Annotated in this window: 16 protein-coding genes; 15 read left to right on the top strand and 1 reads right to left on the bottom strand. The window is 68.9% G+C overall.

The window, feature by feature from the left end; genetic code table 11:
• Position 1 precedes the first annotated feature (1 nt).
• Both HZ992_RS07330 and HZ992_RS07325 read left to right on the top strand, forming a co-directional pair.
• Entirely contained in the window at positions 2–1,720 is a 1,719-nt protein-coding gene (locus tag HZ992_RS07330; RefSeq protein WP_245213384.1) for a CRTAC1 family protein, read from the top strand.
• Positions 1,708–3,051 carry a vanadium-dependent haloperoxidase gene (locus tag HZ992_RS07325; protein ID WP_209386010.1) on the top strand — a complete coding sequence of 448 codons (1,344 nt, stop codon included), beginning with the start codon at positions 1,708–1,710 and terminating at the stop codon, positions 3,049–3,051. The genes HZ992_RS07330 and HZ992_RS07325 overlap by 13 nt, the downstream gene beginning before the upstream one ends.
• A gap of 5 nt (positions 3,052–3,056) precedes the next feature.
• Here HZ992_RS07325 and HZ992_RS07320 read toward each other — a convergent pair whose 3' ends face one another.
• Positions 3,057–3,350, bottom strand: a complete 294-nt coding sequence (locus HZ992_RS07320) for a hypothetical protein (RefSeq protein ID WP_209386009.1) — start codon at positions 3,348–3,350, stop codon at positions 3,057–3,059.
• 167 nt (positions 3,351–3,517) lie between these two features.
• On the opposite strand from HZ992_RS07320, the gene HZ992_RS07315 reads away from it, so the two are divergent.
• From HZ992_RS07315 to HZ992_RS07255, 13 genes are all read left to right on the top strand, one after another.
• On the top strand, positions 3,518–4,573 hold the full coding sequence (locus HZ992_RS07315) for a sugar phosphate isomerase/epimerase family protein (RefSeq protein ID WP_209386008.1): 1,056 nt from the start codon (positions 3,518–3,520) through the stop codon (positions 4,571–4,573).
• A gap of 12 nt (positions 4,574–4,585) precedes the next feature.
• Positions 4,586–5,776: a Gfo/Idh/MocA family protein gene (locus HZ992_RS07310; RefSeq protein WP_245213383.1), complete on the top strand. Its 1,191-nt coding sequence runs from the start codon at positions 4,586–4,588 to the stop codon at positions 5,774–5,776.
• Positions 5,777–5,864: 88 nt separating this feature from the next.
• On the top strand, positions 5,865–6,896 hold the full coding sequence (locus HZ992_RS07305) for a LacI family DNA-binding transcriptional regulator (protein ID WP_209386007.1): 1,032 nt from the start codon (positions 5,865–5,867) through the stop codon (positions 6,894–6,896).
• A gap of 52 nt (positions 6,897–6,948) precedes the next feature.
• Positions 6,949–8,289 carry an ABC transporter substrate-binding protein gene (locus HZ992_RS07300; protein WP_209386006.1) on the top strand — a complete coding sequence of 447 codons (1,341 nt, stop codon included), beginning with the start codon at positions 6,949–6,951 and terminating at the stop codon, positions 8,287–8,289.
• 52 nt (positions 8,290–8,341) lie between these two features.
• Positions 8,342–9,292 (top strand): carbohydrate ABC transporter permease, encoded by a 951-nt coding sequence (locus tag HZ992_RS07295; RefSeq protein WP_209386005.1) that lies wholly within the window; start codon positions 8,342–8,344, stop codon positions 9,290–9,292.
• 4 nt (positions 9,293–9,296) lie between these two features.
• Positions 9,297–10,253 carry a carbohydrate ABC transporter permease gene (locus HZ992_RS07290; protein WP_209386004.1) on the top strand — a complete coding sequence of 319 codons (957 nt, stop codon included), beginning with the start codon at positions 9,297–9,299 and terminating at the stop codon, positions 10,251–10,253.
• Positions 10,250–10,438, top strand: coding sequence for a hypothetical protein (locus HZ992_RS07285; protein ID WP_209386003.1), 189 nt, complete (start codon positions 10,250–10,252; stop codon positions 10,436–10,438). The genes HZ992_RS07290 and HZ992_RS07285 overlap by 4 nt, the downstream gene beginning before the upstream one ends.
• Before the next feature lie 530 nt (positions 10,439–10,968).
• Positions 10,969–12,111 (top strand): ABC transporter ATP-binding protein, encoded by a 1,143-nt coding sequence (locus tag HZ992_RS07280; RefSeq protein WP_209386002.1) that lies wholly within the window; start codon positions 10,969–10,971, stop codon positions 12,109–12,111.
• Complete coding sequence (locus HZ992_RS07275; protein ID WP_209386001.1) at positions 12,104–13,147, top strand: ABC transporter ATP-binding protein; 1,044 nt, start codon at positions 12,104–12,106, stop codon at positions 13,145–13,147. Before HZ992_RS07280 ends, HZ992_RS07275 begins: the two co-directional genes overlap by 8 nt.
• Positions 13,147–13,734 (top strand): dihydroxyacetone kinase subunit DhaL, encoded by a 588-nt coding sequence (dhaL, locus tag HZ992_RS07270; protein ID WP_209386000.1) that lies wholly within the window; start codon positions 13,147–13,149, stop codon positions 13,732–13,734. Before HZ992_RS07275 ends, dhaL begins: the two co-directional genes overlap by 1 nt.
• 19 nt (positions 13,735–13,753) lie before the next feature.
• Positions 13,754–14,743, top strand: a complete 990-nt coding sequence (gene dhaK / locus HZ992_RS07265) for a dihydroxyacetone kinase subunit DhaK (RefSeq protein ID WP_209385999.1) — start codon at positions 13,754–13,756, stop codon at positions 14,741–14,743.
• A 49-nt stretch (positions 14,744–14,792) separates the two neighbouring features.
• Entirely contained in the window at positions 14,793–16,037 is a 1,245-nt protein-coding gene (locus HZ992_RS07260; RefSeq protein ID WP_209385998.1) for a metal-dependent hydrolase family protein, read from the top strand.
• A gap of 108 nt (positions 16,038–16,145) precedes the next feature.
• Positions 16,146–16,337, top strand: coding sequence for a hypothetical protein (locus tag HZ992_RS07255; protein WP_209385997.1), 192 nt, complete (start codon positions 16,146–16,148; stop codon positions 16,335–16,337).
• Positions 16,338–16,346 lie beyond the last annotated feature (9 nt).

Here is a 16,346-nt window from a genome sequence, read left to right as displayed (position 1 = left end):
GATGAGCGCGCGGATCGACGGTCGAGGCGAGCGCCGGCGTCGGTGGCGGGAGGCCGCTGGGCTGATGCTCGCCTGCACGGGCCTGCTCGCGCTGCCGCCCGCAGCCGCGCAGGCGCAGGCGGCGCCGGGCGCGAGGCCAGAACCGACGGCGCCGCGCGCGCTCCCGCGCTTCGTCGACGAGACCGATGCCGCCGGCGTGCAGAGCCGCTTCGACGGCGACTGGGAATACACCGTCGGCGGCGGCGTGGCCGCGCTGGATTGCGACGGCAGCGGAGCGCCTTCGCTGTTCATCGCCGGCGGCGCGAACCGCTCGAAGTTCTACCGCAACAAGAGCGCGCGCGGCGGGGCCCTGAAGTTCATACAGGAACGCGCCGGCCTGGAACTGACGAGCACGCTCGGCGCTTACCCGATCGACCTGGACAGCGATGGCTTGCTCGACCTCGTCGTGCTGCGTGTCGGCGAGACGCTGCTGATGCGAGGCCTTGGCGAATGCCGTTTCGAACGTGCCAACGAACGCTGGCGTTTCGAAGGCGGCAACCAGTGGACCACCGCGTTCGCCGCCGCCTGGCTGGGCCGCGATGCACACCCCACGCTGGCCTTCGGCACCTACGTCGATCGCGCCCGCCAGGATTTCCCCTGGGGCAACTGCACGGACAACGCCCTGCTGCGCCCGGCGCGCGGCGCGGCGCTGGCCTTCGATGCGCCGCTGCCGCTGCGGCCCGGCCACTGCGCGCTGAGCATGATGTTCTCCGACTGGAACCGCAGCGGCCTGCCGGCGCTGCGCATCGCCAACGATCGCGAGTACTACAAGGGCGGGCAGGAGCAGCTCTGGCATGTTCCTCCCGGCAGCGATGCCGGCGCCGCGCCCCGCCTGTTCGGCGCCGACGAGGGCTGGAAGCCTCTGCAGATCTGGGGCATGGGCATCGCCAGCGCCGACCTCGACGGCAGCGGCTACCCGGCCTACTTCCTCACCAGCATGGCCGACAACAAGCTGCAGATGCTGGCCGCGGGTGCCACCAAGCCCGTGTACCGCGACGTGGCCTTCGTCAAGGGCGTCACCGCGCACCGCCCGTTCGCGGGCGGCGACGTGCACCCCTCGACCGCATGGCATGCGCAGTTCGTCGACGTCAACAACGACGGCTGGCAGGACCTCTTCGTCGTCAAGGGCAACGTCGGCAACATGCCCGACTTCGCGATGCTCGACCCGAGCAACCTGCTGCTGGGCGGGCCCGACGGCCGCTATGTGGAAGCGGCCGGCGAGTCGGGCCTGCTGAACTACCAGCGTGGCCGCGGCGGACTGATGGTCGACCTGAACGGCGACGGGTTGCTCGATGCGGTCATCGTCAACCGCTGGGAACGCGCCAGGCTGTGGCGCAATGTCGGTGCCGGCAGCGCTGCCGCAACCCGGCCGCTGGGTCACTGGCTGCAGGTCCGCCTGCGCCAGGACGGCGCCAACCGCGACGCCATCGGCGCGTGGCTCGAAGTCGAGGCTGGCGGCCGCGTGCAGCGCCGCGAGCAACTCGTCGGCGGCGGCCATGCCAGCGGCACGGTCGGATTCCTGCATGTCGGCCTGGGCGAGGCGACGAAGGCGCGCCTGCGTGTGCTGTGGCCCGGCGCGAAGCCGGGCGATGCAGCGCTCACCAGCCCCTGGTTCGAGACCGCTGCCGATGGCTTCTACCTCGTCGACCGGCAGAGGGGGCTGGTGCCGTGGCAGCCCTGAGAGCGCTGCTGTTCTGCCTGCTCGCCGCGGCGGGTGCGGTGCAGGCGCAGGGGTCGGCCACCGGCGCCTCGCGCCACAGCGCCGCGGTCGCTACCGAGTGGTTCCGCGTCGTGCTGCCGGCGATCCAGCAGACGCCGGGACAGTCGCCGCCGGTGGCGGCGCGCACGCTGGCCTACCTGGGCCTGGGGCTGTACGAGTCCATCGTCGCCGGCCTGCCGGGGCAGCGCAGCTTCGCGGGGCAGTTGGTAGAGCTCGAATCCCTGCCCGCGGCCCAACCCGACGAAGTGCTTCACTGGCCCACCGTGGCCAACTCGACGCTGGCGGCGCTGACGCAGATGCTGCTGCCCAACGCGCCGCCCGACTGGAAGGCGCGCTTCGAGGCGCTGGAGCGCAACATGCCGGTGGCGCAGCCGGCCGACTTCGACCCGGCGCAGCGAACGCCCGAAGTCATCATCCGCTCCGAGACGCACGGCAAGCTGCTCGCCATGGCGCTGATGACCTGGGCCCGCACCGACGGCGGCCACGACGCGATCGGGCCGAGGCGCACGCGGCTGGACGCCGCCTACGTGTCGCCCAGCGGCCCCGGCGCCTGGGTGCCCACCCCGCCGCGTTTCGCGCGCCCGCTGCTGCCGAACTGGGGCGACAACCGGCCCTTCATGCCGATGGCACAGCAGCGCTGCGCACCGCCCGGCCCGCCGAAGTACGACGAGACCCCGGGCTCGCCCTTTCACCGCGAGGCCGACGAGGTGCGCCGCGCCGGCGTGCAGCCGACCGAGGAGCAGCGGCGCATCGCGCTTTACTGGGCCGACGATCCGCTGAAGACGCCCACGCCGGCCGGCCACTGGGCCTGGATCCTCACCGACCTGCTGCGCGACCGCAAGGCCAGCCTGGCCACGGCGGCCGAGCAGTACGCGCGCATGAACATGGCCATGTCCGATGCCTTCGTCGCGACCTGGAAGGTGAAGTACCAGCTCAACCTGCTGCGGCCCGTCACCTACATCCAGCTGGCCTTCGACAGCAACTGGGTGCCGCCGCTGATGGAGACACCGCCTTTCCCCGAATACCCCTCGGGCCACTCGGTGCAGTCGGGCTCGGCCGCCGCGGTGCTCGAGGCCTTCTACGGCCGCGACACCGCCTTCGAGGACCGCGCGCACAACGACCGCGGCTGGGGGCCGCAACGATTCAAGAGCTTCGCCGCAGCGGCCGACCAGGCCGCGGCGTCGCGGCTGTACGCGGGCATCCATTTCCGCAGCGCCATCGAGCACGGCACCACCATGGGCCGCTGCGTCGGCGCGCAGGCGCTGGCGCTCGTGACGAGGGCATCACCGTGAACCGCTCAGCGCCTCGCAGCGTCGGTGGAGGGCTCGGTCGTGCTCGCGGCCACGCCCTGCGGCGGCTCGTCCGGCAGCAAGGCGGTCGCCACCCAGGGCGGCAGTCGGCCGACGTCCTTCGCGTCGATGCGGCCGGCGAATCGCCAGCCCTGCGGCAGCTTGACGAACACGAAACCGGTCGGCGGGTCGACGAACACGGTGTAGTCGGGCCGTGGCGTGGGTGCGCCGGTTTGTGCGTGCGCGGCTGCGCCGGCAAGCAGCACCGCGGCGGCGGCAAGCGCAAGGAACGGGTTCGTCATCCAGGTCTCCGTGAAGTATCGATGTCTGCCCCTGTCTCCACGCAACCCGTGCCCCAACCCGGACAGACGGCCCGCAGGCCAGGGCTTCCCCCGGTCTCGACACCCCAGCGGCATGCACCGCCGCGGCGCAACGACTTCTGAACTCAACCCCGATGAGGAGCATTCCCATGGCAAGCAACATCCAGGGCCCCGGCATCTACCTCGCGCAGTTCGCCGGCGACGCCGCACCCTTCAATTCGTGGCCGGCGATCACGAAGTGGGCCGCCTCGCTCGGCTTCAAGGGCGTGCAGGTGCCGTCGTGGGACGCGCGCCTGTTCGACCTGGCGAAGGCCGCCGAGTCGAAGACCTACTGCGACGAGTTCGCCGGCATCGCGCGCGAGAACGGCGTGGCGATCACCGAACTCGGCACCCATCTGCAGGGCCAACTCGTCGCCGTGCACCCGGCCTACGACGAGGCCTTCGACGCCTTCGCGCCGGCCGCCGTGCACGGCAAGCCCGCCGATCGGCAGCGCTGGGCGGTGCAGCAGATGCTGCTGGCGGCGCGCGCCTCGAAGCACCTGGGGCTCACGTCCACCGTGAGCTTCCCCGGTGCGCTGGCCTGGCCCTACCTCTACCCCTGGCCGCAGCGCCCACCCGGCCTGATCGAGACGGCTTTCGACGAGCTGGCGAAACGCTGGCGGCCGATCTTCGACGCCTTCGACGAGGCCGGCTGCCACGTCGCCTTCGAGCTGCATCCGGGCGAGGACCTGTTCGACGGCGTGACCTTCGAGATGTTCCTCGAACGCGTGAACAACCACCCGCGCTGCGCCATCAACTACGACCCCTCGCACTTCGTGCTGCAGCAGCTCGACTACCTGGCCTTCATCGACATCTACCACTCGCGCATCAAGGCGCTGCACATCAAGGATGCCGAGTTCCGACCCGACGGCCGCCAGGGCGTGTACTCGGGCTACCAGCCGTGGATCAATCGCGCCGGGCGCTTCCGCTCGCTCGGCGACGGGCAGGTCGACTTCAAGGCGATCTTCTCGAAGATGGCGCAGTACGGCTACGAGGGCTGGGCGGTGCTGGAATGGGAGTGCTGCCTCAAGCATCCCGAGCAAGGGGCCGCCGAAGGCGCGCCCTTCATCCGCGACCACATCATTCGCGTCACAGAGAAGGCCTTCGACGACTTCGCCGGGGCGGCGCACGACGCGGCACAGCTCAAGCGCATGCTGGGTCTCTGAAGGGGACACACGATGGCCATCGAAGGCAGCAAGAAGAACGAGTCTCCCGCGATGCCGGCACGCATCCGCCTGGGCATGGTGGGCGGCGGCGAAGGCGCCTTCATCGGCGCAGTGCACCGCATCGCCGCGCGGCTGGACGACCAGTACGAATTCGTCGCCGGCGCACTGTCGTCCACGCCCGAGAAGGCGCAGCGTTCGGGTCGCGCCATCGGCCTGGCGCCGGATCGCATCTACAGCGACTTCGAAACGATGGCGAAGGCCGAAGCGGCCAGGCCCGACGGCATCGAGGCGGTGGCCATCGTCACGCCGAACCACCTGCACGCGCCGGTGGCCGAGGCTTTCCTGAAGGCCGGCATCCACGTCATCTGCGACAAGCCGGTGACGACGAACAGCAAGGACGCGAAGAAGCTGCTCAAGCTCGCGAAGAAGCACCAGCGCGTCTTCGCCGTCACCCACAACTACACCGGCTACCCGATGGTGCGCCACGCGCGGCAGATGGTGAAGGACGGCGCGCTCGGCGAGATCCGCGTCGTGCAGGTCGAGTACCCGCAGGACTGGCTGACCGAGAAGCTCGAGGCCACCGGCCAGAAGCAGGCCGAGTGGCGCGCCGACCCGGCGCGCAACGGCATCGGCGGCGCGATCGCCGACATCGGCACGCATGCGCACAACCTCGCCGCCTACATCACCGGGCTCGAACTCACCGAGCTGTGCGCCGAGCTGAGCCGCTTCGTGAAGGGCCGCCAGCTCGACGACAACGCGCAGGTGATGCTGCGCTACGCCAACGGCGCGCGCGGCCTGCTCTGGGCCAGCCAGGTGGCGCCGGGCAACGAGAACAACCTGCGCATCCGCGTCTACGGCACGAAGGGCGGGCTGGAGTGGAAGCAGGAGCACCCGAACCAGCTGCACTGGTCGCCGTTCGGCCAGCCCACGCAGGTGATCGCGCGGGCGACCGGCGCCGCCAATGCGGCGGCGGCGCGCGTCAGCCGCATTCCGGCCGGGCACCCCGAGGGCTACCTCGAAGGTTTCGCCACGCTGTACAGCGAGATCGCGCAGGCCATCCGCGCGGCGCGCAAGGGCGGCGCGAAGGCCGACAAGGCGGCGCATTTCCCGACGCTGGAAGACGGCATCAAGGGCGTGGCCTTCATCGAAGCGGTGGTCGCGTCGTCCAGGCGAGGCGGACGCTGGACGAAGCTCTCCGCCTGAAGCCTCACCCCCTCGCAAACCCCGATGGGTTGATGATTGATTTATTTATTTTGATGCCTAACATCAAGCCATCAATCCGCCCCGCCCCATGTCCGCCACCGCCACCATCGCCGACATCGCCGCCCGCGCGGGCGTCGGCACGGCCACGGTGGACCGTGTGCTCAACAAGCGCCCGGGCGTCAATGCCGAGACGGTGCAGCGCGTCCTGCAGGTGGTGGCCGAGCTGGGCTCGCCGCCGCAGCGCGGCCGGCCGCGCAAGGGCGCGAACTTCCGCTTCGCCTTCGTGCTGCCGGCCGAACCTTCGCCCTTCGTCGAGCTCGTCGACCGGCTCATCGCGCAGGCCGCCGGCGAGTTCCGCCATCAGCACATCACCGAGGTCACGCACCGGCTGGCCACCACCGACGCGGTGCAGTTCTCCGCCGAGCTCGCACAGCTGGCCGATTGCGACGCGGTGGCCGTGATGGCGCCCGACCTGCCCCCGGTGAAGCTGGCGATCAACGAGCTGGTGCGCACCGGCGTGCACGTGGTCACCTTGTTCAGCGACGTGGCCGGCTCGATGCGCGAGACGCACATCGGCGCCGACAATCGCGCGGCCGGCCGCACCGCCGGGCTGCTGCTCGGCCGCATGGCCGCCGGATCGCGCGACACCCTGCTGCTGAGCTCGCAGGCCACGCGGCTGTCGGCCGAGATCGAGCGGCGCATCGGCTTCGCCCAGGTGGTGGAAGAGCGCTTCCCGAAGCTCAAAGTGCTGCGCACCCCTGACCTGCCCGCCGACGACGCTGGCGCCAGCCGGGCGCTGCTGCGCTTCCTGCGCGGCAAGGGCGTCGACGTGGGGCGCGTGGCCGGCATCTACAACGTGGGATCGGGCAGCGCCGGCGTGGCGCGTGCCCTCGAGAGCCTGGCGCTCACGGGCACGGTCGGCGTCGTCGCGCACGACTTCACCGACGAGCACCGCGCGCTGCTGGGCAACAACGGCCTGGCGTACGTGCTGCACCAGGACATCCACTACTGCATCTCCACCGCCGCGCGTGTGCTGCGCGCGTTGTGCGAGAACGTGCGCGGGGCACTCAACGTGGTGCAGCCGCGCGTCGAGATCCTGACGGCCGAAAACCTGCACTGAACGGCAGTCGGATGTGTGTGCTCGTGAATCGAACAAACGTTAGGAGACTCTCATGACATCGTTTCTGAGGAAGCTGCCCGCGCTGTCGACGCTGGCTGCCGCCGCCCTGCTCGGGCTGGGCAGCACCGCCGCTCAGGCGCAGGACAAGACCATCACCCTGTGCTGGGCCGCCTGGGATCCGGCGAACGCGCTGGTCGAACTGTCCAAGGACTTCACCGCCAAGACCGGCGTGAAGATGAAGTTCGAGTTCGTGCCCTGGCCGAACTTCGCCGACCGCATGCTCAACGAGCTCAACAGCAAGGGCAAGCTGTGCGACCTGATCATCGGCGACAGCCAGTGGATCGGCGGCGCGGCCGAGAGCGGCCACTACGTGAAGCTGAATGACTTCTTCGCCAAGGAAGGCATCAAGATCACCGACTTCGCCCCGGCGACGGTGACCGGCTACGCCGAGTGGCCCAAGGGCACGCCGAACTACTGGGCGCTGCCGGCCATGGGCGACGCACTGGGCTGGACGTACCGCAAGGATTGGTTCGCCAAGCCCGAGCTGCGCGCCGAGTTCAAGAAGAAGCACAACCGCGAGCTGGAGGCGCCCAAGACCTGGACCGAGTTCAAGCAGGTGGCCGAGTTCTTCTCGGGCCGCCAGATCGACGGCAAGAAGGTCTACGGCACCTACCTCTTCACCGAGCGCGGCTCCGAAGGCATCACCATGGGCGTGAGCAACGTGCTCTACCCGATGGGGTTCAAGTACCAGGATCCGAAGAAGCCGTACTCGATGGACGGGTTCGTCAACGGGCCGGACGCGATCAAGGGCCTGGAGTTCTACAAGTCGCTCTACAAGTGCTGCACGCCCCCGGGGCTGACCAACTCGTACATGGGCGAGGGCCTGGACGCGTTCAAGAGCGGCCAGGTGGCGATGATGATGAACTGGTTCGCCTTCTTCCCGGGCCTGTACAAGGACCCGAACGTCGGCGGCGAGAAGATCGGCTTCTTCGTCAACCCGTCGGACAAGGGCAAGGGCTCGCAGCTCGGCGGCCAGGGCATCTCGGTGGTGGCGTACTCACCCAACCGCAACGAGGCGCTCTCGTACATCAAGTGGTTCGCCACGCTGGACGTGCAGAAGAAGTGGTGGTCGCTGGGTGGCTACTCCTGCCACAAGGGCGTGCTCAACGACGCCGGCTTCAAGAAGAGCGCACCGTTCGCGTCGGAGTTCCTCACCGCGATGGACCAGGTGGTCGACTTCTGGGCCGAGCCGAGCTATGCGCAGCTGATGCTGGCCGAGCAGAAGCGCATCCATGACTTCGTGGTGGCCGACAAGGGTACGGCGAAGGAAGCGCTCGATGGCCTCGCGGCCGACTGGAAGAAGGTCTTCAAGGAGGATGGGAAGCTGAAGTAATCGTGCCTCGGGGCTGGCTTCCGCGAAGCCGGCCCCGACCCGAACCGCTGCCATGAACTCCCCAACGCTTGCCGAACGCGCCGCCCAGGCCACGCCCGCACCGATCGCCCGGCGCATGCGCGGCCTGTCGGACCGCGCCATCGCCTGGCTGTTCATCGCGCCGACGATGCTGCTGCTGCTGGCGATCAACATCTTTCCGTTGATCTGGACGGTGCGCCTGTCGTTCACCAACTTCCGCGCCAACCGGCCGAATGCGGAGGTCGTCTCGGTCGGCATCGACCATTACGTCTCGATCCTCACCGACCCCGACATCTGGGGGCCGATGCAGGCCACCGCGCATTTCCTGTTCTGGACGATCACGCTGCAGACGCTGATCGGCTTCACGCTGGCCTACCTGATCGACCGCAAGTTCCGTGGCCACGGCTTCTGGACCACGCTGATCCTCATCCCGATGATGCTGTCGCCGGCGGTGGTGGGCAACTTCTGGGCCTTCCTGTACCAGCCGCAGATCGGGCTGTTCAACTACGCGGTGAGCTTCTTCACCGGCATCCCGCCCTCGAGCTTCGAGATGCTCGGCTCGGTGAAGCTGGCCCCGTGGGCCATCGTCATCGTCGACACCTGGATGTGGACACCCTACGTGATGCTGATCTGCCTGGCCGGCCTGCGCAGCATCCCCGACTACATCTACGAGGCGGCCGAAGTCGACCGCGCCTCGGCCTGGCGCCAGTTCTGGAGCATCACGCTGCCGATGGTGCTGCCCTTCGTGATGCTGGCCGTGCTGTTCCGCGGCATCGAGAACTTCAAGATGTTCGACCTGGTGAACCTGCTGACCAACGGCGGCCCCGGGTCGACCACCGAGGTGGTGTCGATCACGCTCAAGCGCGAGGCCTTCGAGAAGTGGCGCACCGGCTACTCGTCGGCGCTGGCCATCATCCTGTTCGTCGCGGTGTTCGGCCTCGCGAACATCTACGTCAAGGCCCTCAACGCGGTGAAGAACCGCTGACCCCATGAGCCAAGGCATCAGCACCGCCCACTCGGTGGTCGAACCCACCGCCATGTCCAAGCGCATCGCCATGGCCGTGGTGGTGCTCTACGCATTCATCACGCTGGTACCGCTGCTGTGGATCTTGCTCACCAGCATCAAGAGCCCGCCGGACTCGATCAGCTACCCGCCCAAGGTGGTGTTCGAGCCGTCGATCGAGGGCTACTGCAACCTCTTCACCACGCGTTCGCGGCAGACCGAGGAGTACATCGCGAGCCTGCCGCCGGCCGACAGTGCCTGCGAGGCGATCGCGCGCAAGAACAGCATGGTGGTGGTCAGCCGCTCGAACTACCTGCCGCGCTTCGCCAACTCGCTGATCATCGCGATCGGCTCGACGATCCTGTCGGTCGGCCTGGGCGTGATGGCGGCGTATGCTTTCTCGCGCTTCAAGGTGCCGGGCAAGGACGACCTGATGTTCTTCATCCTGTCCACGCGCATGATGCCGCCCATCGCGGTGGCGATCCCGATCTACCTGATGTACCGCGAGCTCGGGCTGTCGGACACCAAGCTCGGCATGATCCTGCTCTACAGCGCGGTGAACGTGTCGCTGGCGGTGTGGCTGCTCAAGGGCTTCATCGACGAGATCCCGCGCGAGTACGAAGAGGCGGCGATGGTCGACGGCTACACGCGGCTGCAGGCCTTCCGCAAGGTGGTGCTGCCGCAGGCCACCACCGGCATCGTGGCCACGGCGATCTTCTGCCTCATCTTCGCGTGGAACGAGTACGCCTTCGCGGTGCTGCTGACCAGCGGCGAGGCGCAGACGGCGCCGCCCTTCATCCCGATCATCATCGGCGAGGGCGGCCAGGACTGGCCGGCAGTGGCGGCGGGCACGATGCTGTTCCTGATCCCCATCCTCGTGTTCACGGTGCTGCTGCGCAAGCACCTGCTGCGCGGCATCACTTTCGGGGCGGTGCGCAAATGAGCATCAAGTCGAGCTGGCCGAAGTGGCTGCGGCGCGGGCCGCTGGAGATGGCCGCCTGCGTTGTGATCGCCCTGGGCATCTTCATGATGCTGCAGCCGTTCGCGCTGGTGCTGTTCACCTGGTCGTTCGTGACGACGCTGGCGGGCGTGCTGATGTTCACCATCGTCTCGAAGTTTCCGGACTGATATGCGCGTCTCATCGAGCACCTGTATTCGACTCCGCGACAGGCGTATGGCTGCTTGCGGCCCATTGCGGTTTTCGTGGTCTACCTTCGTGCGAAGGGCATGGTCGCAGGTCGACGGCGGTACCCGCGTTCTCCGGCCCACGCTCGCGGGCGGCCGCCGCGGCACGCCACCCTCACCGCATCAACACCGGGTGTGCCATGCCCTCGCCAGGGCGACCGCGAATGGGGCCTGCGCCCGCGGGCACCACCGCCGCCCTGCCGGCATCAGCGGTGGCCTGCCGTCACGAAGGCCTCGGTGCTTGTGGGGCAGGTGGTTCGGGTGTGCGATCGCAGGCCCCATTCGCGGTCGCCCTGGCGGGAGCAGGCTGCAGGCGTTGTTGATGAGGCAGCCGCCGCGTCCCTCGGTGGTCGCCCGCGAGCGTGGGCAGGAGAGCGCATACCCGGACCGCCTGACCGCGCGCCCATCGTTGCGGCCCTTCGTGATTGGAACGGGCCGCAACCCGACATTCGCGGACGGACGGATGCCTGACCATGGCTGAGATCCGCGTCCAGAACCTGCACAAGGCCTTCGCCGACTTCACCGCGGTGAAGGACTCGAGCTTCACCGTCCAGGACGGTGAGTTCTTCTGCCTGCTCGGCCCCTCGGGCTGCGGCAAGACGACCACGCTGCGCATGATCGCCGGGCTGGAGTTGCCGACCTCCGGGCAGATCTTCCTCGGCAACGAGGACGTGACCTTCAAGCGCGCCTCGCACCGCGACATCGCCTTCGTGTTCCAGCTCTTCGCGCTCTACCCGCACCTGAACGTGCGGCGCAACATCGCCTTCCCGCTCGTCTCGCAAGGCGTGCCGCGCGGCGAGATCGCTGCCAAGGTGGCCGAGGCCGCGCGCGTGCTGCGCATCGAGCACCTGCTCGACAAGCCGGTGTCGGGCCTGTCCAGCGGCGACCGCCAGCGCGTCGCCCTGGGTCGCGCGATCGTGCGCCAGCCAATGGCCTTCATGATGGACGAGCCACTGGGCGCGCTCGACTCGGAGTTCCGCGAGCTGATGTGCCAGGAGCTGCGCGGCCTGCACGACCGGCTGAAGGCCACCACGGTGTACGTGACGCACGACCAGCTCGAGGCCATGTCGATGGCCGACACCATCGCCATCATGAACCAGGGCGTGATCGAGCAGCTCGGCGCGCCGCAGGAGGTCTACGACCGGCCGGCCAGCGTGTTCGTGGCCGATTTCATCGGCTCGCCGTCGATGAACTTCCTGCCATTCGAGGGCGGTTACTCCGCCGGCGCGCGCCAGGTGCGTCTGGGCGAGGCGCTGGTGGCCGCGCCCGAACTGCGCGAGGACGCGCCCGCGCAGAAGCTGCTCTACGGCGTGCGGCCGGAGCACGTGCGCTTCAGCGCCGACTCGGCCGTGCGCGCCGAGGTGCTGGGCACCGAGTATCTCGGCACCAGCCAGATCGTCACCTGCCAGACGGCGCAGGGCACGCTGCTGCGCGCTCGCGTCGGCACCGACGTGCCGGCGCAGCGTGGCGACCATGTCGGCCTGGCCTTCGACGCCGCGCAGGTGTCGCTGTTCGACGCCGCCGGTGGCCGCGCTCTGCGCACGGTGCGCCACGAGGCGGCCTCGCCGACTCGTGCCTCGCGTTCGCAGGCCGTCGCCGGAGCCGCTCATGGCTGACCTGCTGCTCAAGGGCATCTCCAAGCGCTTCGGTGAGGTGCAGGCCGTAGGAGATTTGAATCTCGAGGTCGCCTCGGGAGAATTCATCGTGCTGCTCGGCCCCAGCGGTGCGGGCAAGACCACCACGCTGCGTCTGGCCGCCGGCCTCGAGCGGCCCGATGCCGGCTCGGTACACATCGGTGGCCACGACATGACCACGCTCGCGCCGGCGTTGCGCGACGTCACTTTCGTGTTCCAGCAGTACTCGCTCTACCCGCACCTGAACGTGTTCGACAACCTCGCCTTCCCGCTGCGCTCGCCGATGCGCCGCATTCCGGAAGACGAAGTGCGGCGCAAGGTCACCGAGGTGGCGAAGATGCTGCGCATCGACGACAAGCTGGCCAACCCGGCCACGAAATTGTCCGGCGGGCAGATGCAGCGTGTGGCGATTGGCCGCGCGCTGGTGCGCGAGCCCGCCGTCACGCTGATGGACGAGCCGCTGTCGTCGCTGGACGCCAAGCTGCGCAACGACCTGCGCCTGGAGCTCAAGCGCATCCAGCAGGACCTGGGCGCCACGCTGCTCTACGTCACGCACGACCAGACCGAGGCGATGACCTTGGCCACGCGCATCGGCGTGCTCGAGAAGGGGCGGCTGGTGCAGGTGGGCACGCCACAGCAGATCTACCAGGACCCGGTGAGCGCCTACGTGGCCGCGCGCCTGGGCGCGCCGCGCATCAACCTGCTGCCGCGCGACGCCATCGGCACCCTGCCCGCCCCCGCCGCGGCGACCACCGTGGGCGTGCGTCCCGACGGCACGCGCCTGGCGCCCGCCAACGGCCACGACCGCGGCCACGCGCAGGCGCTGGTGCGGCGCATCGAGCACCTGGGCGACCAGACGCACGTGCACGTGGCGCTGGGTGGCGGCCGCAGCGACGTCGAGCTCGTCACCCTGTGCCACGACGCCAGCGGCCTGGAGCCCGGCGGCGCGGTGTCGGTGGAGTTCAGTGCCCCGCTGTTCTTCGACGCTGACGGACAGCGCATTCCCGGAGTCTCATGATGGACCTGAAACGAACCCTGCAGGCCTGCACGCAGGTGCTGGTCGACCACGTGGAGGAGCTCACCGAGCTCGACTCGGCCATCGGCGATGGCGACCACGGCCTGAACATGCGCCGCGGCGCGCTGGCCATCCAGGCCAAGATGGCCGATCTGGAAACGAAGAGCCTGAACGATGCGCTGAAGGCCATGGGCATGACCTGCATGTCCACCGTGGGCGGGTCGTCCGGGCCGGTGTTCGGCACGCTGATGGTCACGCTCGGCAAGGAGCTGCCTGCGCAACCGGCGTCCGCCGACGTGGCGCGCGCGCTGGCCGCCGGCATCGCCGCGCTCAGCAAGCTCGGTAAGGTCGAGGTCGGCCAGAAGACGCTGCTCGACGTGCTCGACCCGGTGCAGAAGGTGCTCGCGGCCGGTGGTGGCGATCTGGTCGCCCGCGTGCGCCAGTGCGCGCTCGACAGCGCGCAGGCCACCGCGCAGATGGACGCGATCAAGGGCCGCGCGTCCTTTCTCGGCGACCGCGCGCTCGGCCACGTGGACCCGGGCTCGCGCTCGATGGCCTTGATCATCTCCACCCTGTGTGACACGCTCTGAACCCCCGGCAGGAACCACCATGAAGAAGCTCATCAACGACGTCGAGACCGTGCTGGCCGAGAGCCTGGATGGTTTCGCCGCGGCGCATGCCGACATCGTCACGCTCGGCGCCGAGCGGCAGTTCGTGCGCCGACGCAACGTGAAGCCCGGCAAGGTGGCACTGATCTCCGGCGGCGGCTCCGGCCACGAACCGCTGCACGCCGGCTTCGTCGGCCTGGGCATGCTCGATGCGGCCTGCCCCGGCCAGGTGTTCACCTCGCCCACGCCCGACCAGATGCTGGCCGCGGCGCAGTCGGTCGAGGCCGGCGCCGGCGTGCTGTTCATCGTCAAGAACTACTCCGGCGACATGATGAACTTCGAGATGGCCGCCGAGATGCTCGACCGCGAGAACGCGACCGTCATCGTCAACGACGACGTGGCCGTCGAGAACTCCACCTACACCACCGGCCGGCGCGGCGTGGCCGGCACGCTGATCGTCGAGAAGATCGTCGGCGCCGCCGCCGAACGCGGTTTGAAGCTCGCCGAGCTGAAGGCGCTGGGCGACGCGGTCAACAAGTCCACCGCGTCGATGGGCGTGGCCCTGACCTCCTGCACCGTGCCGGCGGCCGGCAAGCCGACCTTCCAGATCGGCATCGACGAGATGGAGATGGGCGTGGGCATCCACGGCGAACCGGGCCGGCGCCGCGTCAAGCACACGACGGCCGACGAGATCGCCGAGGAGCTCACCGGTTCGATCCTCAAGGACCTGGCGCTCAAGCCGGGCCAGGAAGTCATCCTGCTCGTCAACGGCTTCGGCGGCACGCCGCTGCTCGAGCTCTACGTGATGGTGCATGCGGCGCGCAAGGTGCTGGCCGGCGCGGGCGTGAAGGTGGCGCGCTTCCTCACCGGCTCCTACGTCACCTCGCTGGAGATGGCCGGCTGCTCGATCACCGTCAGCGCGGCCGACAGCGCCACGCTGGCGCTGTGGGACGCGCCGGTGCACACTGCGGCCCTGCGCTGGGGCGTCTGACCCCCGGCACGCCACGCCGGCGTGCACGTCAGCGCGAGGAGACGAGCCCATGAAGACGCTGATCCGCAATTGCGTGGTCTGGGATGGCAGTGGCGCTGCGCCCTTTTCAGCGGAGGTCCTGGTCGAGGGCGAACGCATCGCCCGGGTCGCCAAGGGCACGACAGCGCTGTCGGCCGACGGCGCGCAGGTCATCGATGGCCAGGGCATGACGCTGATGCCCGGCCTCGTCGAAGGCCACGCTCACCTGTCCTTCTGCGGCGCGCAGCGCAACACCGACCTCGGCGACATCCCGCCCGAGGAACACACGATCGCGACGCTGCACAACGCGAAGACGCTGCTCGACGCCGGCTTCACCAGCGCCTACAGCGCGGCCAGCGCCAAGCTGCGACTCGATGTGGTGGTGCGCAACGAGGTCGACGCAGGCCGCAGCCCCGGCCCCCGCATCCGCGCCGCGAGCCCGGAGATCACGGTCACCGGCGGCCTCGGCGACGAGAACCGCCTTCACATGAATCGCGACAGCTTCGGCATCGTCGCCGACGGGCCCGACGCCATCGCGCGCGCGGTGCGCACCTGCATCCGCGAAGGCGTGGACAACATCAAGCTGAACATCTCCGGCGACGACTTCGTGCCCGCCAAGGGCGGCATGACGGTGATGCGCGAGGAGGAGGTGCGCATCGCCTGCGAGGTGGCGCACGACTTCGGCCGCCGCGTCGCCTCGCACTCGCGCGCCTCGAACGCCGTCAAGCGCGCGGTGCAGTGCGGCGTCGACGTGATCTACCACTGCGAGATGGCCGACAGCGAGGCGCTCGACCTGCTCGAGGCTGCGCGCGACCGCATCTTCGTTGGGCCGGCGATCGGGCTGATCCACAACACGCTGTACGAGGCTGAAGCTTTCGGCATCACGCGCGCGATGGCGCAGGACCTGGGCATGGAGCGCTGCCTGGAGAGCTCGCAGCGCACCTACGAGCAGATGCGCCGACGTGGCATCCGCGTCGTCATCGGCGGCGACTACGGCTTCGCCTGGACACCCCAGGGCACCAACGCGCGCGACATCGAGCACTTCGTCAAGCTGTTCGGCTACTCGCCAAGCGAGGCGTTGCAGTGCGCCACCCGCATCGGCGGCGAACTGATGGGGCTGGACACGGGGCTGGTGCAGGAGGGTCGCCTCGCCGACTTGCTGCTGGTCGACGGCGACCCGCTGCGCGACGTGCGCGTGCTGCAGGATGCGCAGCGCCTGTGCCTGATCATGAAGAACGGGGCGGTGCACAAGATCGCCCCCGCGCTGTCAAGGTAACAGCAGGCCGAAACCCTTCCGCGGCGTGAAACTGTCGCGTAAACTACAGGTTGTTACAAGCTGGTCGCAGGGAAAGCCGTACCAGCATCATCCTAGGAAGGGGACGCCATGATCGACTCACTGCCTGTTCGCGAGTACCAAGAATCGCGCATCGAAGACGAACCCATCCTCGGGCCCGTTCTGGCCCTGCCCGATGGCCGGATCCAGCAGCTGACCTGGCTGGAGCGAATCATGGTGGCGCTGCACCTGACCAACGCCAAGCTGCTCGAAGCGCGCTACTACAAGCCAGCGCACTCCTGAGCGTTCTTC

It is taken from the genome of Rhizobacter sp. AJA081-3 (assembly GCF_017795745.1).
GTDB lineage: Bacteria > Pseudomonadota > Gammaproteobacteria > Burkholderiales > Burkholderiaceae_C > Piscinibacter.
Note: the sequence above shows the minus strand (reverse complement) of the source record. Positions and strands in the feature narration are given on the sequence as shown.